Source organism: Hyphomonas sp. UBA4494, assembly GCF_002388935.1.
GTDB lineage: Bacteria > Pseudomonadota > Alphaproteobacteria > Caulobacterales > Hyphomonadaceae > Hyphomonas.
In genome coordinates this window covers 160,348-181,003 of the sequence record NZ_DGNK01000017.1, presented here as the reverse complement: position 1 = coordinate 181,003, position 20,656 = coordinate 160,348, and the positions used below count along the sequence as shown (strand labels likewise).

The window sequence follows — 20,656 nt, the reverse complement described above, 5'->3', positions numbered from 1 at the left end:
CCGGCATGAACCGGCTCGGCCTTGCCTCCAGTGTGCTGACGCATCGGCGCGACGAGCTACACAAGCTGCAACCTGTCCTGGTGATGAGCCATCTGGCCTGCGGAGACACGCCGGACCATGCTCTCAATCGGGTCCAGCTTGACCGGTTCACGGAGATCGTATCCGCCTTCCCCGACACGCCTGCCAGTCTGGCCAATTCCGCCGGGTGTTATCTGGGGCCGAACTACGCTTTTGACCTGACCCGTCCGGGCATCGCGCTCTATGGCGGCTCGACCCCGCCCGACACGGTAGGTCTGGAGCCTGTCGTGACGCTCGACGCGCGCATTCTCAGTGTCTTTCATGCCAAGGCGGGCGAAACCGTGGGCTATGGGGCAACCCATACGCTGGATGGCAACACAGCGCTCGCCACGGTTGCGCTGGGCTATGCCGACGGCATTCCGCGATCCGGTAGCGACACGCTGATTGCCTATCTTGATGGCACGCCTTGCCCCGTGCTCGGTCGCATTTCCATGGACCTCATCACAATTGATGTCTCAAAAGCACAGGGCATCGCTAAATCCGGGGCGCGCGTTGAATTCCTCGGCGTGCATGCCAAACTTGAAGATCAAGCGGCCCGCGCTGGCACGCTTGGGTATGAATTACTTACAGGACTCAGCAATCGTGTCGAACGTGTCTACCCGTAAGCGCGGGGTTCCCAATCCCCTTCAATGGATCGGCGCTGCCGTGCTTGGCTTCTTCGCGGAGATTGGCCGACTGACGGTATTTTCCGCTCGCGTGAAATTCGCCGCGTTCACGCCGCGCTGGTATGTCGGCCAGATTTGGCGGCAGATCATCAATATTGGCTTCTACTCCCTGCCTGTAGTGGGGCTGTCAGCGGTCTTCATCGGGGCGGCACTGGCGCTCAACATCTATGAGGGCGGAAGCCGATACGGCGCGGAGCAATTCGTGCCAAACATTGTTGTGCTTGGTATCACGCGGGAGCTGGGCGTCACGATCACCGGCCTGATGCTGGCCGGACGGGTTTCCGCTGGCATCTCCGCCGAAATCGGTGCCATGCGGGTGACCGAACAGATCGACGCGCTGGAGACGCTTTCTGCGTCGCCCTATCGCTATCTATACGCGCCGCGCTTCCTTGCCGCCATCGTGTCATTGCCCCTTCTGGTATTGGTGGCTGACACGATTGGCGTGATGGGGGGCTGGCTGGTCAGCGTCTATGGCCTCGATTTCGACTCCACGACCTATCTGCGCAACACGCTGGATTTCATGACGACTGAAGACGTGCTTGTCGGCGTCATCAAGGCGGTCGTATTCGGCGCGGTAATTGCCATCATGGGCTGTTACCAGGGTGATCGCTCCGAAGCCGGCGCGACCGGCGTCGGCCGGGCGGCCACGCTCTCCATGGTTGGCGCGGCCGTACTGGTCCTCGCCACCAACTACCTCCTGTCCACCTTGTTCGTGGAGATTGGCCTGTGAGCACGCCCATTTTGAAACTTGAAAACGTCAAGAAGTCCTTCGGCTCCAAGGAAGTGCTCAAGGGCGTCGACCTGGAAGTGCAGAAGGGCGAGAGCCTTGTCGTTCTGGGCGGCTCGGGCTCGGGCAAGTCGGTGATGCTGAAAAATGCACTCGGCCTGATGACGCCAACCGACGGCACGATCTGGTTTGATGGGCAGGACGTGACCAACGCAACCGGCAGGACGCGCGAGAAGATGCGCGCCCGCATAGGCATGCTGTTCCAATCCGGCGCGCTGTTTGACTCTCTCACCGTCTGGGAGAATGTCGGCTTCCGCCTGCTGCAGGTCGACAAGTTGCGGCGCAAGGACGCGCGCGAACTCGCCATCGAGACGCTGAAAAAGGTTCGTCTTGGCTCAGACGTTGCCGACCTCTACCCGGCTGAGATTTCCGGCGGCATGCAGAAGCGCGTCTCGCTCGCCCGCTCGATCATCTCCAAGCCGGACCTGATCTTCTTCGATGAGCCCACCACCGGCCTCGACCCGATCACCGCCGATGCGATCAACGACCTCATCCTCGAACAGGTGCGCGGCCTCGGCGCAGCCGCCGTCTCGATCACGCATGACATGGCCTCGGCGCGCAAGATCGCGGATAACATCGCCATGCTCTATGAGGGCAAGATCATCTGGCACGGCCCGGCTGACATCATCGACAATAGCGGCAGCGAATATGTCGACCAGTTCGTCCACGGACGCGCCGAAGGCCCGATCCAGCCTGCGATTTAGATTCTTTTCTGCCACTTGACCACAGACTGATCTTCAGGCGCAGTCTCCGCCGGGAACACGGGGAGACGCGCCATGATGGATTTCATCAAATATATTTCGGTGGCCTTCACGGCGCTATCGCTCGCCTTTACGGGCTGGCTGCAATACGAGAAATTCCGTCTCGACGGGGAATGGCACATCGACACCTGCACCGAAGAGGCCGACTTCACACGTTATGAGGGTTTGCACCTGGCTTGGCGGGTTTTCCTGTCAGATGATCCCCTGTCGGCCCCGGTGGTGGGCGATGGCGAAAAGATCCAGGAAGCCTTCAAACCGATCCCTGCCACCGCGCGCTTCCCGGTCCGTCTGGTCGGCACGAAAGAGATCAACTCGGTCACTTTGACGGGTCGGTTTGAAGGCTCCCGCCGTGCGTCTACCGGGCGGTTCGAATTTGCGCCCAGCCTCTCCAAACGTCTCTTCTCGGGCTACATCCCATTCTACCAGCGCAATGTCGACGTGTTGGACGGACGCTTTGCCTTCACTGCAGGCAACGCCCGGGGACCGGCCCGCGCCGTGCGTCTGACAGACGGGAAAATGCCGGAAGGGCTTGTCGCTTTCACCTGTGGCGACAGCGCGGCGACCGAGACGTCTCCTCCCGAAACGGACACCCCTGATGCGTCTCCCCCGGCACAGCTCTGAGACGCGACGCCTAGAGTCGTCCAGCCTTCCGAAGTATCTCAAGGGCAGGCTCAAGCTGGGGCTGATAGCGTTTCCAACGGTCCACAGATGATCGATACATGGGCTGGCGCACCTGGGCGACGCTGGCGGTGGCCACGGGCGCGGTGTTTTCCTGAAAGTCCAGACATGCCTGCTCGAAGTCGAGACCGCAGAATTCCAGAAGCCGCCGGGTTTCCGCCTCCGGTTCCTCCACCAGGGTCTCATAGTCAACCAGAGTGAACCGCGAGGACGGGAGCGCGCCCGTGTAAGTCTCAACAAGACCATGAAAGCGCGCCACATAATCCGCCAGGTCTTCAAGACTATGCGCGCAACGATAGTGCAATGCCGACAGGGCAAACAGCTGGCGATAAATGCTCAACACACTATCGGCAGGCTGTCGGCGCAAACAGATCACACGCGCATTCGGCAAGGCGGCAAGTATGGCCGGAACAAGTAAGGCATTGATCGGCATCTTGTCGGTGAAGCGCTGCGCACCGTTCAGTATTCCCTGCACACTTTCGATATAGTTTTGTCCGACCGCCAACAGGTCGGTTCCGGCCGCCCCCTTGATCGTACCAGCGTCCAGCATGTCCGCGCTGTCATTGCCGACTGCGCGCTTCAGGAAAGCTCCGAACTCTGGGCGCTCTCCCGCAGACACGATGCCGGAGTGGCTGGAAATGATACGGTCGACAAGTGTGGTGCCGGTACGCGGCAGGCCGACAATGTAAATCGGGCCGCCAGTTTGAACCTCACTGTTCACGCCGAGCGTATGGCACAGCGCTTCGGCGGCTTCGAAACTGGCCTCATTCTGCATTCGCTGACTGGGAATATTCTGACGCACCAGGGCCTTGCCCTTGTCCAGCCAGTCCATGGCTGCTGCCGGGTCGGCCAGGTCCTCATGCACTTTTGCAATGGCATGGGCGAGTTGAAGCCCACCTTCAATGTCTCGCGGGTGCCGCTGCTGCCAAGCGGCCTCAAGCTCCGCGACTGCGTTCTGCTCTGGGCTGTGTTTCGTTATCAGCGCGAGATAGGCGCGCGCCGGAATATACTGAGGCGCAAATTGGAGGCAGGTTCGGTACGCTTTCCTTGCCCCCTCAAAATCACCAATGAATTGCAGGGACGAACCAAGATTGAAGAAGACGATCGGGTCATTCGAAGAGGCGGTCGCGGCCTGCCTGTGAAAGGCGACCGCTTCCTCATGCCGATCCAGGGCGCTCAACGTGGCGCCGATAGATGCCAGCGTGAAACCGTCCGATGGCTGTAGTTTTATGGCGGCATCAATATGTATGAGCGCCTGCTTCGGCAAAGTCAGCTTGGCGTAGCATCGCGCGGCCTGAACGTGCGCTCCCGGCTCGGGATGGCCTTTTTCAAGCGCGCGTTCGAACAGTTTCAGGGCGCGCTCGAACTGGTTGTGTTCATAATTGATGATACCAAGCACAAAAAAAGCATCCGCGCAGTCCGGGTCCTGCTCCAGCGCGTTCCGGCAATAAGCATGGGCCTCCCGGTAACGCTTCTCTCCCAGCAATTGCCGCGCAGGCTGCAGCGGCACGAACGGTCGGCCTGAACTGCGGCCGTCGTTTCCGGGATTTTGATTATCAGTCGACATGCGGCCGATGTTTGCCGCCCCCGGCGTGCGAACACAAGAGACTGCGAACGTGACCGTCTGCAGCAATGCAACCGGCATCCCGCGCCCTCACTTTTGCAGCCCGGACCGAAAGCGAACCCTTTCCCCTGCCCGCAAACCCTCATATCTCTCTGACCATGGCCAAGACCGCGACGACTGCCTTTGTGTGCCAATCCTGTGGCGAAGTTCATTCCAAGTGGAGTGGCAAATGCGCGGGCTGTGGCGAGTGGAATACGCTGGTCGAGGAGACGGTCGGCGGCACGCCGGGCGGTCTCGCTGCGCCCAAGGCCGGCACGAAGCGCTCCAGCAAGACAGAATTCGTCGCTCTGAACGCCGAGACCGAAACGCCGGCACGCATCGTCATGGGTGTGGAAGAACTGGACCGCGTCTTCGGCGGCGGCATCGTGCCATCATCCGCCACGCTGATCGGCGGCGACCCCGGTATCGGCAAATCGACCCTGCTGTTGCAGGTTGCCGCGCGGCTCGCCCGCAATGGCGTGAAAACGGTCTATGTATCTGGCGAGGAAGCTGCCGCGCAAATCCAGGAGCGCGCCAAGCGACTGAAGGTTGCCGAAAGCCCGGTCGACCTCGCCACCGAAACCGACCTTCGAAAGATCCTTTCGGCGCTGAAAGCCGCCAAACCTGATTTCGTGGTGATCGATTCCATCCAGACCATGTGGTCTGACAGTCTTGAGGCCGCGCCCGGCTCGGTCAGCCAGGTCCGGGCCTGCTCGCAGGAACTGACTCGCTGGGCCAAGAAATCCGGCGCCGCGCTGGTGCTCGTCGGGCACGTCACCAAGGAGGGCAATATTGCCGGTCCGCGCGTGGTCGAGCACATGGTCGATGCCGTCTTCTATTTCGAGGGTGAGCGCGGACACCAGTTTCGCATCCTGCGCGCCGTGAAGAATCGCTTCGGCCCGACTGACGAGATCGGCATCTTCGAAATGCACCAATACGGCCTCGCCCCGGCCAAGGAACCGTCTGCCCTGTTCCTGTCAGCCGATGGCGATGGCGAAGGCGGGGCAGCGGTCTATGCGGCGATGGAAGGCTCACGTCCTGTGCTCGCCGAAGTGCAGGCATTGGTGGCCAAAAGCGCCTATGGCACGCCCCGGCGCAGCGTCGTCGGCTGGGATGGCGGGCGTCTTGCCATGCTGCTCGCCGTGCTGGAAGCGCGCTGCGGGATCAGCCTGTCGGGCATGGATGTCTATCTCTCGGTCGCAGGCGGCTATCGCATTGGCGAGCCAGCCGGAGACCTTGGCGCGGCGGCGGCGCTTCTGACCTCCCTTGCCGACACGCCTGTGCCCGAGCGGACCGTGTTCTTCGGCGAAGTGGCCCTGTCGGGCGCAGTGCGCCCGGTGGCCCGCATGGAGCAACGTCTCAAGGAAGCCGTCCGGCTTGGCTTCACCCATGCTTATGTGCCCGAAGGCAGTCCGACTTCAATGGATGGCTTGACGATCACCCCAATTAAACGGCTTATCGATCTCGCCCACCTTCTCGCTCCGGACGCCCAAAATGCTTGAGTCCATTACAGCTTTCGACGCTATCGCGGTTGCAGTCATTGTGATCTCCGCGATCATGGCATTTGCCAGAGGCTTCCTGCGCGAGATCGCGACACTCGGATCATTCATCGCCGCGCTGGCCGCCGCCTTCTATGCCCGCCGCTTCTTTGCAGACGGCGTGCGCACGCTGGTGCCGGAAGGCGTCGACCCGTTGCTGGGCGATCTTGCCCTGGTCGTTGTCGCATTCATCATTGTTTATGTTCTGGTCGCATGGTTTGGCCAGCGCCTGTCCAAGAATATCCAGGGCGCGGACGGCATCGGCATGTTCGACCATTTCGCCGGTCTGTTTTTTGGCATTGCGCGCGGTGCCATCGCCCTCGTTTTCTTTGCCGTGCTCCTCAACCTGGCGCTTGATGAGAGCCGGATCCCGGACTTCATCCGGAATTCGATGACGTACCCACCACTCGCCGAGATGGCGAATTATGTGAACGACAATGCGTCGAAAGTCGGAAAAGATGTGCAAGCCGCCCTTCCCTCAGAGGGCAAAACAGGGCAATAGGCCCTTGTCGCAATACCGTCACTCAGGAGGTGCGTCTCAAATGGTCCTTTTCGATCATGATGACGACAAGCCCCGCGAGGAATGTGGCGTCTTCGGTGTCTTTGGAAATCATGAAGCCAGCCTGCTGACAGCGCTTGGCTTGCATGCGCTCCAGCATCGCGGGCAGGAAGCCTGCGGAATGATTACCTTTGACGGCAAGCGATTCCCCTCGGAACGTCATTTGGGCATGGTAGGAGAGCATTTCGGGGGTGACCTTCGAACGCGCCTGCCGGGTCATGCTGCCATCGGCCATAACCGATACTCTACACAGGGCCGCACCATATTGCGGAATGTGCAGCCAATCTTCGCCGACCTCGCCGGTGGCGGGTTCGCCGTGGCGCACAACGGTAACCTCACCAATTCCCGCAAGCTGCGCCATGACCTCGTCAAGGACGGCGCCATCTTCCAGTCTACCATGGACACGGAAGTCATCCTTCACCTCGTCGCGCGCAGCACGGGCAAGGATTTCCTCGCTCGTCTGGTGGACGCACTTCAGAGAATCGAAGGCGGCTACGCATTGGTCGGTCTGACCGGCAAGAAACTGGTCGGCGCGCGTGACCCGGTTGGACTGCGCCCATTGATCCTTGGAAAATTGGGCGACGCGTATGTGCTGGCGTCTGAAACTTGCGCGCTGGACATTATCGGCGCCGAGTTCGTGCGCGAAGTCGAGAATGGCGAAATCGTCATCATCAGCGACAAGGGCGTCGAATCCTATCGCTTCGCGCCGCAGCGCCCGACCAGTCCCTGTGTGTTCGAATACGTCTATTTCGCCCGTCCGGACAGCATCGTTCAGGGCCGCTCGATTTATGAAGTACGCCGCCGCATGGGACACCAGCTGGCCGCCGAAACACCCGCCGATGCGGATGTCATCGTGCCGGTGCCGGATTCGGGCGTGCCCGCTGCACTCGGATTTTCCGAAGCGTCCGGCATCCCGTTCCAGATGGGTATCATCCGGAACCACTATGTCGGCCGAACCTTCATCCAGCCGACCCAGACAGGACGTCAGAGCGCGGTCTCCAAGAAGCACAGCCCCAATCGCGCCGTTCTGGAAGGCAAACGTGTCATTCTCGTCGACGATTCCATCGTGCGGGGCAACACATCGAAAAAGATCGTCCAGATGGTGCGTGATGCCGGCGCCAAGGAAATTCATTTCCGTTCGGCCAGCCCACCCATCCTGAACCCGGACTTCTACGGTATCGACATGGCGGCCAAATCCGAACTGTTCGCGGCGATCCATACGCACGAGGAAATGGTCAGGGAACTGAACGTCGACTCGCTCGGTTTCCTGTCGGTACCGGGCCTCTATACCGCCATTGGAGAGCCGCAGCGCAATCCGATGCAACCACAATTCTCCGACCATTGCTTCACGGGTGACTATCCAACGCCGCTGGTCGATAATGAACATGCGGAATCCGACAAGGAGCGTCAGCTCTCCCTGCTGGACGACGCTTGATCGCCTATCCTGAGCCGCGCCATGACAGATACCCCTTCCGCTTCCCCGAGGCTCGTCCTTGTTACCGGCGCCTCGCGTGGCATTGGCCGCGCCGCCGCGCTGGAGCTTGCCCGTCAAGGCAACATCGTCATTGCGGTTGCCCGCTCCAAGGCCGCGCTGCAGAAGCTTGACGACGAGATCCGCGCGTTTGGCAGCGAAGCTGTTCTTGTGCCGATGGATTTGAAAGACACCAAGGGCATCGAGACGCTCGGCAAGGTGATCGGCGAACGCTTTGGTCGTCTGGATGGTCTCGTTGCCAATGCCGGCATTCTTGGCACGCTTGGCCCGGTCGAGACGTGTGGTCCCCGCAGCTTTGAAGAGACGATTGCGGTGAACCTCGCTTCCAACTTCCACCTGATCCGCACCCTTTCGCCCTGGATGCATCAGTCCGATACGCCCCGCGCCGTCTTTGTGACGTCCAGCGTTGCCCGAAAGCCGCGTGCATTCTGGGGTCCTTACCAGGCCGCCAAGGCAGGGATGGAAGCACTCGTCATCGGTTGGGCCGACGAGAATGAGAACATGAAACTGCGCGCCAATATTTTCGATCCGGGTGGCACACGCACCGGCATGCGCGCCGAAGCCATGCCCGGCGAAGATCCGATGACTCTTCCGACCCCGGAAGAGGTTGCCGCCGAACTGGTCAAGCTGGTCAGCCCGAGCGAGACGCGCACCGGGGCCTGCGTCGTCTATCGCGAACTGGCCAAGGCGAAAGGCTGATCGCGTGAGTGATCGGGACTATCCTGCTCGATCCGCCACACTGGACGACTTGCCCGCCTTGAAAGAATGCGAACAGGGAATCATCGCCGCCGAGCGGCCCTACGACCATACGCTGAAGCCGGATCCGATCAGCTATTATGATCTTGGCGAACGCGTCCGGTCCGAGGATGCAGAAGTCGCCGTGATTGAGCTGGACGGCGCCATCATTGCGACGGGCTATGCAGAAAAGCGGGCGTCAAAACCCTACATTGCCTTTGACTATCACGCCTTTCTGGGATTCATGTTCGTGCACCCTGATCATCGCGGCAAGGGACTGAACCGTATCCTGACGGACTATTTGCTCGACTGGGCCCGCATGCGCGGCCTCACCGAGATACGGCTGACCGTCTATAGCGGCAATGATCCCGCCATCCGCGCGTACGAGAAGGCAGGTTTCAATCCCTACATAACCGAGATGCGACTCAATCTGGACGAATGACTCTATTCCGGCGGCGTGGTGAGAGCAAAGCTCTCGCGCGCCGACATATCTTCAAACCAGGCCAGCAGGTTCGGATGCGGGCCACGCCAGTCGAGGTCTGGCAAGCGAAAGTCGAGATAGCCAAGCGCACAGGCACAGGCGATACGCCCAAGGTCGAATGCTTCCCGGTCTGACGCAACATCTTCGGCGATCTGATCCACGCCGCGATGAACTGCTGCCGTCCACCGATCTTGCCAGTAGGCGGAGCGTTCGGTTTCAGGACGTCGCGATTCCATGACGAGACTGAGCGCAGCATCCAGAATGCCATCACCAAGCGCCTGGGCCGTCAGCGCCGCCCAGCGAGCGGTGCCTTCGCGCGCCAGCAAGGGCTCTCCCGCCGCCTGATGATCGAGATACTCGCAGATCACCGGACTATCGAACAGGTGAGCGCCGTCATCCAGCTCAAGCGCGGGGACCTTGCTCAGGGGATTCCCAATTTTCGACGCAGCATTCTCCGCCATGGGATCAGCGCGTACCAATTCCACCGCTTCCTGCAACCCATGCTCAATGATCAGCACCCGCACCTTGCGGGCATAAGGAGACGTCGCGGAATAGTAGAGCTTCATCACATGCACCTTCAGGTCTTGAAATGCTTCGACAATTTCAGGCCCTGCCCCTGATAGTTGGAGCCCTTGCCGCCATAGAGACCCTTGGGCTTGGAGGCCATGCTTTCGTAGACCAGCTTGGCGACGGGCTGGCCGTGTTCAAGGATAAAGGGCACGTCCCGCGACCGCACTTCCAGCACAGCGCGGCTACCGCCACTATTCGTGCCGAAGCCCGGATCGAAGAAGCCCGCATAGTGCGCGCGGAATTCGCCCAACTCCGGCGCAATGGGCGCCATTTCGGCGGCCTCCATCGCGCCCACTTTCACCGTTTCGCGGCTGACCAGAATGTAGAACTCCTCCGGGTTCAGAACAATTCGACCATCGCGCGGCCAGATCGGCTCCCAGAACTGGCTCGCTTCATGCGCGCCAATGCCGCGCAGGTCGACAATGCCCGAATGATGCTTGGCACGATAGCCAACTGGCTGGTCGCCCGTGGACTCGAGATCGATCGAGACCACTTTTTCCTTCAGCGTCTCAGGCTTCTTGCGCTTGAACCGTATCTGCGCGAGCCGGTCACCGGGGCGCACCATGATCGGGAAAGTGCGCGGGCTGACTTCCAGGTAGAGTGGGCCGGAATAGCCCGTTGGCACTTCATCAAAGGCGCGGGAGCGATTGGTGACGAGCCGCGTAAACACGTCAATCCGGCCGGTCGAGCTTTTCGGATTGGCCCGCGCCGCAATGCCGGCAGGCAGGCGCAGGGATTCCATCAACGGCACAAGATAGACACAACCGGTCTCCAGCACCGCGCCTTCCTTGGTCAAATCGATCCGGTGCATATGGATGCCCGGCTCCTGCAACATCTCGGCGACTGTACGATCCTTGCCCGGCAGGAAGCTCGCCCTCAGCCGATAAGCATCTTCGGCCAGGCGGAGATCAAGGCTTGCCGGCTGCACCTGCCCCTCATCCAGCGGCAGGTCCGTCCGGATCGCATCAGCGCCGAGAAGCGCTTCAATCTCATGATCAGACAATACACCAGAATCGACGGCCATCACTTGCACCCCTTACCCTCTCAGGCATAAGACCCGTTACAGGAAACACAAGGGACTATCGTGTCATGGCAGATGCACCGGGCGACGACGGAAAAAAGGGCTGGAAGCCTGCAACCAAAGCGGTGCGCGGCGGCCTTATGCGTTCCGAACATGGCGAGATTTCCGAAGCGATCTACCTGACATCCGGCTTTTCCTATGACAGCGCTGAACAGGCCATGCGCCGTATGGCGGGCGAAGAGGATGGCTTTGTCTATTCCCGCTATGGCAGCCCGACATGTGAGATGTTGCAACAGCGACTCGCCCTGATCGAAAATGCCGCGGCCTGCCGCGTTGCTGCCTCCGGCATGGGCGCCATCTCAACCGCGATCTTGGCACCGCTGAAAGCGGGAGATCGCGTCGTGGCCGCGACGGCCCTGTTCGGATCCTGCCGCTGGATCATCGCCAATCAGATGCCCAAATTTGGCATCGAGACGGTTTTCGTGGATGGCGCTGACCTTGAGGCCTGGGAGCGGGAGATCGCCAAGGGCTGCCAGCTCGTCCTGATCGAGAGCCCGGCCAACCCGCTGCTGGACGGCGTCGACATCGAGGCGGTCGCCAAGCTCTGCAAGGCCGCTGGCGCGATTCTGGTGGTTGATAATGTCTTCGCGACGCCAATCCTTCAGAAGCCTCTGGAGCTTGGCGCGGATGTCGTCGTCTATTCCACCACCAAGCATATGGACGGCCAGGGCCGCGTCATGGGCGGGGCAATCCTGTGCGATTCGGCGCGGATGGAGGAAATCTACGATCCGTGGCTGCGCCATCTGGGCCCGGCTGCGTCGCCGTTCAACGCCTGGGTTGTGCTGAAGGGACTCGAAACACTTAAATTGCGCGTCGACCAGCAAACAAAAAATGCTGCCCGCCTGGCAGACATTATTGCGGATCATCCGGCGATAGCCGCCGTGCGCTACCCGCATCGCGAGGACCATCCACACTATGAAATCCACAAGCGCCAGATGAGCGCAGGCGGCACCATGGTCGCCTTTTCGGTGAAAGGTGGACAGGAAGAAGCCTTCAAGCTTCTGAATTCATTGGAGCTTGTCGATATCTGCAACAATCTCGGCGACACCAAGTCGCTGGCCTGTCATCCCTCCTCCACCACGCACCGCGCGCTCAGCGATGAGGAGCAGGCCTCGATGGGACTCGACCGCAGCTGGATACGGATGTCGGTCGGTCTGGAAGATTCTGACGATCTTGTAATGGATTTGACGCGCGCCCTTAACAGTGTGTGAACGAATTGGATTGAATTTCACATGATGGGCAGACGGGTTCCTCCTCCACAATACGAACAGATCACCGATGGTGTGCGCATTCGCGTGCGTCCGAAGTTCATGCATGACGAATCCGAACCGGCGCGCGCCCGGTTCATGTGGTCCTACACGGTCGACGTTGAGAATGAGAGCGAGCAGACCTGGACCATCGTGCGCCGTCACTGGCGCATCGTGGATGCCGAAGGCCGTCGTCAGGAAGTCGAAGGTGAAGGCGTGATCGGCCAGACCCCAACCCTCGGGCCGGGCGAACGCTTCAGCTACACGTCTGGTGCGCCACTGGCGGCCCCGTCCGGAATCATGGGTGGCACCTATGATCTCAAAGGGGATGATGGCCGCGTATTGATCGCGACCATACCGATGTTCTCGCTGGACAGCCCGTACGAGACGTCACTGCCCTGCTGAGATTCGTCTGGTTCTGATCAGCCTTTGATCTCGGCCTTGATCGCCTCATTCAGCCGGTCGCGATTTGCGCCTTCGATGAACTCATTGCCAATCAGGAAGCTCGGCGTGGCCTCGACACCTACGGCGCGGGCAAGTTGCTTGGACTCAGACAGTTTGCGCTGAATGTCGATCGAGCCCATATCGGCGCGCATCTTCTGGACGTTCATACCCACATCCCTGGCCACTTCGTCGAGCTTGGCTTCAGTCAGATCGTCATTGTTCTTGATGGCCATCAAAGCCAGGTGGAATTCGCGATACTTGCCTTGCTTGCCAGCGGCGAGCGCCGCAAGCGAAGCGGTCTCACTGATGCCGCCAAAGATTGGCAGTTCCTTGAAGACGACCCGGACATTACCGTCATAGTCTTCCGGCAATGCCTGAATCCATTCGACCGACCGTTTGCACCAGCCGCAGCGATAGTCGAAGAATTCGACCACGGTGATCTCTGCATCGGCCGGGCCGATGAAATAGTCATTCTCATTATTGTAGATCGCGTCGAAATTGCTCGCGATGGCTTTCTGCGCCTCTTGAGAGGCTGCAGCCTGCTGCTTCGCGGACAGCTTGATCAGCGCTTCCTCGATGATTTCCGGGTTCTCGAGAATGTACTCCCGCACAACTTGTTCCATGGCTTCGCGATCAGCGACCGGCGCCGCCTTGCTCTCGGCGCAGGCGGGCGTCAGGGCGAGCGCAGCCATGGCGGCCGTCATCGTGGTCAGTCTGAATGTCATGCGTGGTTTCCTGTCATATTCAGGTCAAAGTCGGTTCAGGCCAGATATACGGCCTGAATTCCGCACGTCTATCCAGCCTAACACAAAGTTGATCAGGACTATTCGACCGTGAGCGAGAAACGCCGATTGCGGCGATACATGTCGCGATTGTCCGGATTGTTGGCATCGGTCACCAACAGGATGTCGTCAGCGCGGCGATAATCCGGCGTGCCAGGCTCCAGGCTCTGGACAGCAAAATGGGCAAACCGGTTGGCTCGCACAATGTCGCCAACAGCATAGGCCGACTCGGCTGTGGCCAGCTGGGCATCGGCGCGGCGCCCCTGCTTTTCATATGTGATGGCCAGCTGAGCCCAGGCGAATGCATTGTTCGGCTCGGCAATCAACGCATCATGCAAAGCCTTTTCGGCGGCTTCGACATCGCCAGCTTCGTCACGCGCATTCAGCGAACGGGCAAGGTTGATCAGCAGCAGGGGCTGGCCCGACTTCAATTCGAGCGATTTCTCGTGCGGCGCAACAGATTCGGCCGCACGGCCGCTCTCAAACAGGATCTGGCCTTTAAGCTCCCAGAAAAATGGATTTTCCGGATCGTCTTCAAGCAGTGAGTTCACCTCGATCAGCGCGCGATCAATATCGGAGACCTGCATGGCGGCGATGGAACGCGCATATCGCGCTGGCTGGCTCTGGTCACTGGCCGGGTATTCGCGCGCCACCTTGTTCGGTGTGTCGAGGAAGCCGATGAGCTTGGCACGCATCATCTGGTATTGATGTAATTCCCGATCGGTTTGCGGCGTGTCCATCATGCCGGAATCTTCGGCGAGCTGACGCACGGTGCGGATCCGGTCCGATGCGAGCGGGTGTGCTCGGAAATAGGGATATCGGCGGGCGCTGGACAGGACTTCCTGATAGCGGAAATTCTCGAAGAATTCGACGATCCCGCGCGGGGATTGACCCAGCTGCGTGAGGTATTCGACTGCGGCGGCATCGGCTGTGGCCTCTTCCGAACGCGTGTGCGTGAAGAAGTTCAGCGCAGCAAATTGTTGTGATGAACCGATCAGGGCTGCACCTGCCCCCCCTTCACCGGCGGCCATGGCCAGAATACCAAGACCGATAGAGAGCAGCGCCGGGCGCATGGCGACTCCGGCAGCGCGCGAACGGCTGACCGAGTGGCCACAGGCGATGTGACAGGTCTCATGCCCGATCACGCCCTTGATCTGAAGCGAGGAATCCGCAGCGATAATAAGGCCGGTATGAAGGTGTATGTTCTGGCCGTTCGCCACGAACGCATTCAATGAAGGATCATTGATCAGGTACAGGCCGACATCGTTCGGCTTCAGCCCAGCCACTTCGAGAATGGGATTGGTCCATTCGCGCAGCGTCTCCTCGATCTCCGCATCGCGGATCAGGCTTTGGGCCGTGGCGCTTGCTGCCATCATTGCGGCGAGCGCTGCGGTCGCGGCCAGTTTCAGGAAATTTCGCGCCATGCAAAGCGCCTCCTGTTGATTGCATCTACATCCCTGATTTTATGGGATGCCTTACCGATTGGCGAGGGCTTCCTCGCACTATAACGGATTTGTCAGGAATCGGCTGACTGGAAGATGAATGTCAGGGTTGGATCGAGCCGAATACCAATCTCCGTTCCTGCTTTTGGTGCCGTCATGCGCGGCACGAGCGCGGTAAGGGATTGTCCCTGGCACTCCAGCAACAAACGACAAAGCGGGCCGGTCAGCTGGCTGGCTGTTACGCTCGCCCTTACCGTTGAACTCTCATCCTGCAACACGCCTTCCGGGCGTACGATCAGTTCCGCTCCGACTGGTACATCCTGCCCGACGAGTCCGGTCGGCAGGTCTGCGGCCCGTATGCGGCTGACTGGACCGAGAGCGGCGGCAATCGCCGCGCTTTGCGGTCTCTGGTAGATTTCAGCCGCTTCACCCTGCTGCAACAAGTGCCCGCCCTGAAGAATGGCAATGCAATCGGCGCTTTCGAGCGCCTCGGTCGGGTCATGCGTCACCAGCAGTGCCGGAATGCCAGCCTCCCGGATCGCGGCAAGCGCCGTATCCCGCACACTGCCACGCAATGCCGGGTCGAGACCGGAAAATGGCTCATCCATCAGGATCGCGGCAGGCTCCGGCGCAAGTGCGCGCGCGATGGCCACGCGCTGTTGTTCGCCGCCCGAGAGTTCGTGCGGGTATGCGCCGGCCCGATCTGTCAGACCAAGCCGCTCCAGCCATTCGGCCGCCAGCAGGCGGGCCGCTTCCTTGCCGCGCGATTTGAGCCCGAAGGCCACATTCTGCGCGGCGGTCAAATGCGGGAACAAGGCGAAATCCTGAAAGATCAGCCCGATGCGGCGTTTCTCGGCCGGGACCGTCTTGCCCGGCGCAGAGAGCAATTCATCTCCCAGCCGGATCTCACCACCATCGAGCGGTTCAAGTCCGGCGAACAAGCGCAACAAAGTCGATTTTCCTGCGCCGGACCCACCGAGCAATGCTGTGATGTTGCCGGGTTCCAGAGTGAGGCTTACGCCCTCCACCACAGCGGTTGGCCCATAGCGGCGGGTTACGTTCGTGGCGGTCAAATGCACGCTCATTGCGTGTCCCCCGGACGCGAATGGCTGAGCCGCCACGATAGCAGGATCACGGGCAGCAAGCCTGCCAGCGTGATGAGCAGGGACGGCAAGGCCGCCGCCGCCAACCGCTCGTCCGTGGCATAGGCATTCGCCCGAACAGACAGTGTGTCCCAATTGAAAGGTCGCAGCATCAAGGTAGCCGGCAGCTCTTTCAGGGATTCAACGAACAGGATCAATGCACCAGCCATGGCGCCTGATAGCGCGACCGGCAGGTCAACGGAAACCGCGCGGCGCAGCGGCGAAGCCCCAAGGCTCTCGGCGGCATAGCCCATGGAGGCCGGGGCGCGACCGAGCGCTGCCACCATCGGCTCTGCGCCCGACGTGGTGAACCGGCTGGCATAGACCCATGCCAAGGCCACGATTGCTCCCGCCCCGGTCAGCGTGATGCCAAGATATCCCATCACCAACAGCGCGCCGAGCGCGAGAACAGCACCCGGAATGGCGTAGCCGGTCGAGGCCATCAGACGCGCAAAGCCGGCGATCAGTCCGCTCTGCCGGGCCGTCAGCGCGATGACCATCGCCAGCACGAACGCCAGCGCCGCACCTGACCCGGCAAGGATCAGCGTGTTCACCAAAGCCCGCCCGATTGGCGCGATCTGGTCTTGCGATTCCATGACAAGCCAGACCAGGCGCGACATTGGCAAAACGAAAGTAGCAAGGAACAGGAGCGCACAGGCCGCCATTGCGCCCAGGCCGGCCCAGCGTGGCAGGCGCGCCCGTGACACGCTGCGCCATCGCGTCGAGCTTTGCTGGCTGCCCGCACGTCCCCGCGTATGACGCTCGGTCAGAATCAGCGCGATCACGATCACGACCAGAACCAGAGCGAGCCGCGCCGCTGCCGCGGGTTCGCCAAAGCTCTGCCAGGCGCGCACAATGCCGAAGGTCAGAGTGGGCACACCGAGAAACTCCGCTGCGCCATAATCGGCCGCCGCTTCCATCAGGGTCAGGGCAAGGCCGGCTGCGATGGCCGGTCGGGCGGCCGGCAGGGCGACCTGCCAGAACCGCCGGGCACTACTGGCACCCAGACTGCGCGCCGCCTCCAGAGCGCAGACAGATTGCGAGACGAAGGCCGCTCGGGCCGTCAGATAGACATAAGGATAAAGCGCGCAGGTCAGCACGAAGGCGAGCCCCGGCAGGCTGCGCATGTCCGGAAACCAATAGTCCCGCGCGGTCCAGCCGGTAACATCCCGGATCGCTGTCTGGAACGGCCCCATCAAGCCCATCAGATCGGCATAGGCATAGGCAAGCACATAGCCGGGCGCCGCCAGAGGCAGGATCAGCAACCATTCGAACAGGCCCCGTCCCGGAAACTGGTACATCGTCACCAGCCAAGCCGCCGGAACCGCAACGGCGAGCGTCATGAGCGCGGTTAACAGCAGCGTGCCGAGCGTGCCGGTCGTGTAGCCGGTCAACAGCGTGTCGCGGATATGGGTCCACGCTTCACCGCCACCATTCATCAGGCCCGCAAACAGGGTCACGACGACAGGTACAGCAATGATCAAGCCCGCCAATAAGGCGGGCCCGTCAATGCTCCTGAATCGGAAGCGGCGTATGGCGGCCAGAGCGCTCAAACGAGATCAGTTCCATCCAGCCCGGTCGTAGATGGCCTGTGCCTCGGCCTGATTCTCTCCAAGCTTGTTGAGCGGGAACACGCTTTCCTTGAAATCAGGCGGCAGCCGGTCGAGCCCTTCCGGCATCTCGGCGCCAGCGACCAGCGGGATTTCCTTGGTCTCGGTGGTCAGCAGGAACTGGCCCTCCTCACCGGCCAGCCACTCAATGAACTGGATGGCAGCCTCCTTGTGCGGCGCATGGGCCGCAACACCCGCGCCGGTGACATTCACATGCGCGCCCCAGCTATCCTGCTGCGGGAAGGACAGCATGGTCTTTTCGACCGATTTGCGCTGGGCGTCGGAGCCTTGCGTCATGCGCACCCAGTAATAATGGTTCACCAGCGCGACCGAGCATTGGCCAGCGGCAATTGCCTCAATCTGCCCGGTGTCGCCGCCCTGGGGCGGACGTGCGAAGTTCGCCACCACGCTGCGCGCCCAAGCCTCGGCCGTATCCTTGCCAAGTCGATCAATCAATTCCCCCATCAGGGAGAGATTGTAGATGTTCGTGCTGGACCGCATGCAGACATCGCCCTCGAGATTGGCGCTGGCGAGGTCGGCATATTCATCCACTTGCTCCGGCTCGACACGGGCAGGATCATACACGATCACGCGCAGCCGTTTGGCCAGACCGTACCAATGATTGTCCGGATCGCGGAAATGCTCGGGAATGCGCGTCGCTAGCAATTCGGACTCGACGGGCTGCATCAGGCCCGCATCCTTGAATCGGTAAAGTGTGCCAGCATCGGACGAGATAATGACATCCGCCGGACTATTGTCGCCTTCGGCCTTCATCGCCTCAAGCAGTTCGGCCGCGCCGGATTCGCGAAACCGAACGCGGATACCGGTCTCATCCTCGAAGCGTTTGTAAAGCTCCTTGTCGGAATCATAGTGCCGGGCCGAATACACATTTAGCAGGCCGGTGGGCTCAGCCACAGATTCTGCAGCAGCTTCGGACTCCCCGGAATCTCCAGAGGGTGCCCCGCAAGCGGCAAGAAAAACGCAGGCGGTGGCCAGGGATGCATACCATTTCATGGAACAAACTCTCTTTGAGGGGCATTGATGATCTGTTCAATCACATTTGAGAATGGATCGCAACGAACGACATGCGCGACCTTTTTGCCCGAAATTTGCACAGACCCCCGGATTGGGACGGTCATAAGCAAGAATCTTATGCTGCATCGCACAAAATGCGATATTGATCTGAAGATACAAAATGAGTCCGGAAAACCGGACGTAACAATCAGGTGCTTGGGGATGACAATGAAAGATATCGTAGTGGATCTCGATTTAGGGTCGCCGGAAGAGGACGCGCTTCTGTCAGCAACGCTCGACGCGTTCGTCATCGAACAGCTTGAGCGCGACGCCGATGAAGGCCCCGAAATGATGGTACGCACCGCATTCCGTCCGACCGGCGAGATGTGCAAGGAAATCGTGTTCCAGAGCCAGAAATGGGCCGAAGCTTTCCAATCCTATTGGGAAAGCCAGAAAATGCAGGTCTCCGCCGCCTGAGCGTTCAATTCGCTAGTAGAATGGCATAGATAGCGCAGATGACCTGCGCCGCCCGCCCCGAAACATCTTCCCCCCGCATTGCCATCGCTGGCGCGGGCATTATCGGCCTCAGCTGCGCGCTCGAACTCGCCCGGCGCGGCGCGGCCATCACGCTCTACGATCCCAACACACCCGGTCGCGGCGCCAGCTGGGCTGCTGCTGGCATGATTGCCCCCGCCTTCGAGGCCGCCTCAGAGCCGGGCGTTCACCCCCAACTTTTTGATCTCTGTCTTGAAAGCGCGCGGCTCTGGCCGGAATTTGCAGCGCACCTTGAAACCGAAAGCGGAGAAACTGTCGGATATGCGGCCGGACCATCCCTGGCGGTCGCCGCGAGTGAAGCAATGGCAGCCCATCTCGACGGAATCCTCGACACGCTGACCAAGCGCGGCCTGCCCGGCCAGCGGCTGGACATGGATGCCGCACGCCGGATCGAACCGGCGCTGTCGCCTGACCTGCGCGGCGTCCTGCAGCTCACCACGGATGGCCACGTGAACAATCGCGCCGTCGTCTCGGTGCTGCTCGCCCTGTGTGAACGCCACCCTCGCATCATGCTGGAACGCACGCCCGCACCGTTACGGTCACACGACGACGCGCTGGATGTGGAAGGCCATGATTTCATTCTGATCGCAGCCGGCTGGCAGAGCGGCGAGTTGAAAGTGACCGAACATGGCAAGCAATTCAGCCTGGCAAACTGGGACTCGTCGCTGGATGAGATCGACACTTATGGCGGCCAGATGCTGTCGGTTGAGCGTCGGGCAGACCACCCCGCCACCACACTGCGCGCCGGTCCGATCTACATGGTGCCACGCGGCGACCAGCTTGTCATCGGCGCCACGATGGAGCCCGGCCGTACGACAGGTATGCCGAACACGGATGATGTCGCCAACCTCCTCCAAGACGCTTCCCGCATCGTGCCCTCGCTGGCGGATGCCCGCATCACCTCCGCATGGTCCGGCATACGTCCCGGTACACCAGACTTCGCGCCCTTTCTCGGTCGCACGCGCCAGCCCAACATGTTCGTCGCCGCAGGCCATTATCGCAATGGCATCCTTTTGACGCCCATCACGGCAAGGATCGTGGCTGACCTGATACTGGGTGGCGACTCCAGCGACCTTGCCGCTGCCTTCGCGCCATCTCGCGCGCTTCCGGCGCAAGTCTGATTTTCCTTGAACTCAGCGCCGGAATGCGTATGTAGGCGCTTCGATCCGCAGAGAAACCACTGGAGGCCAAAGACATGGATTACGCAAAGCCCAATGCTTCGCTGACCCTTTCCATGATCGCACGGCCTGTCCATGTCTTCCTTTCTCACGCTCGATTCCCTCTCCCTCACCACGCCTGACGGCACGCCGCTCTTTGACGGCCTGACCCTGTCGCTCGGCCGCGAACGCATTGGCCTTGTCGGCCGCAATGGCTGCGGCAAGTCCACCCTGT

20 protein-coding genes and 1 pseudogene (1 of these 21 cut by a window edge) are annotated in these 20,656 nt (G+C 60.8%); 13 read left to right on the top strand and 8 right to left on the bottom strand.

Going from position 1 to position 20,656, the window contains the following annotated elements:
• The 4 genes and pseudogenes from alr to B2P82_RS07000 all read left to right on the top strand — a co-directional run.
• A pseudogene (gene alr, locus B2P82_RS07015) lies at positions 1-683 on the top strand (alanine racemase) (it extends 400 nt beyond the left edge of the window).
• Positions 661-1,473, top strand: a complete 813-nt coding sequence (locus B2P82_RS07010) for an MlaE family ABC transporter permease (RefSeq protein ID WP_290496038.1) — start codon at positions 661-663, stop codon at positions 1,471-1,473. The pseudogene alr and the gene B2P82_RS07010 overlap by 23 nt, the downstream one beginning before the upstream one ends.
• On the top strand, positions 1,470-2,234 hold the full coding sequence (locus B2P82_RS07005) for an ABC transporter ATP-binding protein (RefSeq protein WP_290479761.1): 765 nt from the start codon (positions 1,470-1,472) through the stop codon (positions 2,232-2,234). Before B2P82_RS07010 ends, B2P82_RS07005 begins: the two co-directional genes overlap by 4 nt.
• A gap of 72 nt (positions 2,235-2,306) precedes the next feature.
• Positions 2,307-2,912 (top strand): hypothetical protein, encoded by a 606-nt coding sequence (locus tag B2P82_RS07000; protein WP_290496036.1) that lies wholly within the window; start codon positions 2,307-2,309, stop codon positions 2,910-2,912.
• 10 nt (positions 2,913-2,922) lie between these two features.
• Here B2P82_RS07000 and B2P82_RS06995 read toward each other — a convergent pair whose 3' ends face one another.
• Positions 2,923-4,536, bottom strand: coding sequence for a tetratricopeptide repeat-containing sulfotransferase family protein (locus B2P82_RS06995; RefSeq protein WP_290496034.1), 1,614 nt, complete (start codon positions 4,534-4,536; stop codon positions 2,923-2,925).
• Between the two features lie 155 nt (positions 4,537-4,691).
• Here B2P82_RS06995 and radA point away from each other — a divergent pair, with 155 nt between their 5' ends.
• From radA to B2P82_RS06970, 5 genes are read left to right on the top strand one after another with little or no spacing between them, the layout of a single operon-like run.
• The gene (gene radA / locus B2P82_RS06990) at positions 4,692-6,074 is read left to right on the top strand and encodes a DNA repair protein RadA (protein ID WP_349679738.1); all 1,383 of its coding nucleotides are present in this window, start codon (positions 4,692-4,694) and stop codon (positions 6,072-6,074) included.
• Positions 6,067-6,612: a CvpA family protein gene (locus B2P82_RS06985; protein WP_034811029.1), complete on the top strand. Its 546-nt coding sequence runs from the start codon at positions 6,067-6,069 to the stop codon at positions 6,610-6,612. Before radA ends, B2P82_RS06985 begins: the two co-directional genes overlap by 8 nt.
• A gap of 40 nt (positions 6,613-6,652) precedes the next feature.
• A complete protein-coding gene (gene purF / locus B2P82_RS06980) occupies positions 6,653-8,104 on the top strand; it encodes an amidophosphoribosyltransferase (RefSeq protein WP_290496030.1) in 1,452 nt (483 codons plus the stop codon).
• A 21-nt stretch (positions 8,105-8,125) separates the two neighbouring features.
• A complete protein-coding gene (locus B2P82_RS06975) occupies positions 8,126-8,860 on the top strand; it encodes an SDR family NAD(P)-dependent oxidoreductase (protein WP_290496028.1) in 735 nt (244 codons plus the stop codon).
• Between the two features lie 4 nt (positions 8,861-8,864).
• Positions 8,865-9,338, top strand: a complete 474-nt coding sequence (locus B2P82_RS06970; protein WP_290496026.1) for a GNAT family N-acetyltransferase — start codon at positions 8,865-8,867, stop codon at positions 9,336-9,338.
• A 2-nt stretch (positions 9,339-9,340) separates the two neighbouring features.
• Here B2P82_RS06970 and B2P82_RS06965 read toward each other — a convergent pair whose 3' ends face one another.
• Together B2P82_RS06965 and B2P82_RS06960 are read right to left on the bottom strand one after the other, a co-directional pair.
• Positions 9,341-9,943, bottom strand: coding sequence for a glutathione S-transferase N-terminal domain-containing protein (locus B2P82_RS06965; RefSeq protein WP_290496024.1), 603 nt, complete (start codon positions 9,941-9,943; stop codon positions 9,341-9,343).
• Positions 9,944-9,954: 11 nt separating this feature from the next.
• A complete protein-coding gene (locus tag B2P82_RS06960; protein ID WP_206991096.1) occupies positions 9,955-10,971 on the bottom strand; it encodes a 2'-deoxycytidine 5'-triphosphate deaminase in 1,017 nt (338 codons plus the stop codon).
• A gap of 65 nt (positions 10,972-11,036) precedes the next feature.
• On the opposite strand from B2P82_RS06960, the gene metZ reads away from it, so the two are divergent.
• Together metZ and apaG are read left to right on the top strand one after the other, a co-directional pair.
• A complete protein-coding gene (metZ, locus tag B2P82_RS06955) occupies positions 11,037-12,239 on the top strand; it encodes an O-succinylhomoserine sulfhydrylase (RefSeq protein ID WP_290496022.1) in 1,203 nt (400 codons plus the stop codon).
• Between the two features lie 21 nt (positions 12,240-12,260).
• A complete protein-coding gene (apaG, locus tag B2P82_RS06950) occupies positions 12,261-12,680 on the top strand; it encodes a Co2+/Mg2+ efflux facilitator ApaG/CorD (RefSeq protein ID WP_233347478.1) in 420 nt (139 codons plus the stop codon).
• Positions 12,681-12,697: 17 nt separating this feature from the next.
• On the opposite strand, the gene B2P82_RS06945 is transcribed toward apaG, so the two are convergent.
• The 5 genes from B2P82_RS06945 to B2P82_RS06925 all read right to left on the bottom strand — a co-directional run bounded on the left by B2P82_RS06945 (position 12,698) and on the right by B2P82_RS06925 (position 18,709).
• Positions 12,698-13,444, bottom strand: a complete 747-nt coding sequence (locus B2P82_RS06945; protein ID WP_051607453.1) for a DsbA family protein — start codon at positions 13,442-13,444, stop codon at positions 12,698-12,700.
• Positions 13,445-13,542: 98 nt separating this feature from the next.
• Positions 13,543-14,925 (bottom strand): M48 family metalloprotease, encoded by a 1,383-nt coding sequence (locus tag B2P82_RS06940; protein ID WP_290496020.1) that lies wholly within the window; start codon positions 14,923-14,925, stop codon positions 13,543-13,545.
• A 92-nt stretch (positions 14,926-15,017) separates the two neighbouring features.
• Positions 15,018-16,028, bottom strand: coding sequence for an ABC transporter ATP-binding protein (locus B2P82_RS06935; RefSeq protein WP_034811012.1), 1,011 nt, complete (start codon positions 16,026-16,028; stop codon positions 15,018-15,020).
• Positions 16,025-17,578 carry an ABC transporter permease gene (locus tag B2P82_RS06930; protein ID WP_290485026.1) on the bottom strand — a complete coding sequence of 518 codons (1,554 nt, stop codon included), beginning with the start codon at positions 17,576-17,578 and terminating at the stop codon, positions 16,025-16,027. The genes B2P82_RS06935 and B2P82_RS06930 overlap by 4 nt, the downstream gene beginning before the upstream one ends.
• Positions 17,579-17,644: 66 nt before the next feature.
• Positions 17,645-18,709 (bottom strand): extracellular solute-binding protein, encoded by a 1,065-nt coding sequence (locus B2P82_RS06925; protein WP_290496018.1) that lies wholly within the window; start codon positions 18,707-18,709, stop codon positions 17,645-17,647.
• Between the two features lie 228 nt (positions 18,710-18,937).
• On the opposite strand from B2P82_RS06925, the gene B2P82_RS06920 reads away from it, so the two are divergent.
• Together B2P82_RS06920 and thiO are read left to right on the top strand one after the other, a co-directional pair.
• A complete protein-coding gene (locus B2P82_RS06920) occupies positions 18,938-19,186 on the top strand; it encodes a hypothetical protein (protein WP_156947783.1) in 249 nt (82 codons plus the stop codon).
• 38 nt (positions 19,187-19,224) lie between these two features.
• Positions 19,225-20,385, top strand: a complete 1,161-nt coding sequence (gene thiO, locus B2P82_RS06915) for a glycine oxidase ThiO (protein ID WP_290496016.1) — start codon at positions 19,225-19,227, stop codon at positions 20,383-20,385.
• The last annotated feature ends 271 nt before the right edge of the window (positions 20,386-20,656 follow it).

What these genes read in the sequence shown, in the direction of transcription:
- B2P82_RS06965 (WP_290496024.1), bottom strand. Translation starts at nt 9,943, where the DNA reads ATGAAGCTCTACTATTCCGCGACGTCTCCTTATGCCCGCAAGGTGCGG.
- thiO (WP_290496016.1), top strand. Translation starts at nt 19,225, where the DNA reads ATGACCTGCGCCGCCCGCCCCGAAACATCTTCCCCCCGCATTGCCATC.
- B2P82_RS06925 (WP_290496018.1), bottom strand. Translation starts at nt 18,709, where the DNA reads ATGAAATGGTATGCATCCCTGGCCACCGCCTGCGTTTTTCTTGCCGCT.
- B2P82_RS06995 (WP_290496034.1), bottom strand. Translation starts at nt 4,536, where the DNA reads ATGTCGACTGATAATCAAAATCCCGGAAACGACGGCCGCAGTTCAGGC.
- B2P82_RS07000 (WP_290496036.1), top strand. Translation starts at nt 2,307, where the DNA reads ATGATGGATTTCATCAAATATATTTCGGTGGCCTTCACGGCGCTATCG.
- B2P82_RS06940 (WP_290496020.1), bottom strand. Translation starts at nt 14,925, where the DNA reads ATGGCGCGAAATTTCCTGAAACTGGCCGCGACCGCAGCGCTCGCCGCA.
- B2P82_RS06945 (WP_051607453.1), bottom strand. Translation starts at nt 13,444, where the DNA reads ATGACATTCAGACTGACCACGATGACGGCCGCCATGGCTGCGCTCGCC.
- B2P82_RS06935 (WP_034811012.1), bottom strand. Translation starts at nt 16,028, where the DNA reads ATGAGCGTGCATTTGACCGCCACGAACGTAACCCGCCGCTATGGGCCA.
- metZ (WP_290496022.1), top strand. Translation starts at nt 11,037, where the DNA reads ATGGCAGATGCACCGGGCGACGACGGAAAAAAGGGCTGGAAGCCTGCA.
- B2P82_RS06920 (WP_156947783.1), top strand. Translation starts at nt 18,938, where the DNA reads ATGAAAGATATCGTAGTGGATCTCGATTTAGGGTCGCCGGAAGAGGAC.
- B2P82_RS06960 (WP_206991096.1), bottom strand. Translation starts at nt 10,971, where the DNA reads ATGGCCGTCGATTCTGGTGTATTGTCTGATCATGAGATTGAAGCGCTT.
- radA (WP_349679738.1), top strand. Translation starts at nt 4,692, where the DNA reads ATGGCCAAGACCGCGACGACTGCCTTTGTGTGCCAATCCTGTGGCGAA.
- purF (WP_290496030.1), top strand. Translation starts at nt 6,653, where the DNA reads ATGGTCCTTTTCGATCATGATGACGACAAGCCCCGCGAGGAATGTGGC.
- apaG (WP_233347478.1), top strand. Translation starts at nt 12,261, where the DNA reads ATGATGGGCAGACGGGTTCCTCCTCCACAATACGAACAGATCACCGAT.
- B2P82_RS06985 (WP_034811029.1), top strand. Translation starts at nt 6,067, where the DNA reads ATGCTTGAGTCCATTACAGCTTTCGACGCTATCGCGGTTGCAGTCATT.
- B2P82_RS06975 (WP_290496028.1), top strand. Translation starts at nt 8,126, where the DNA reads ATGACAGATACCCCTTCCGCTTCCCCGAGGCTCGTCCTTGTTACCGGC.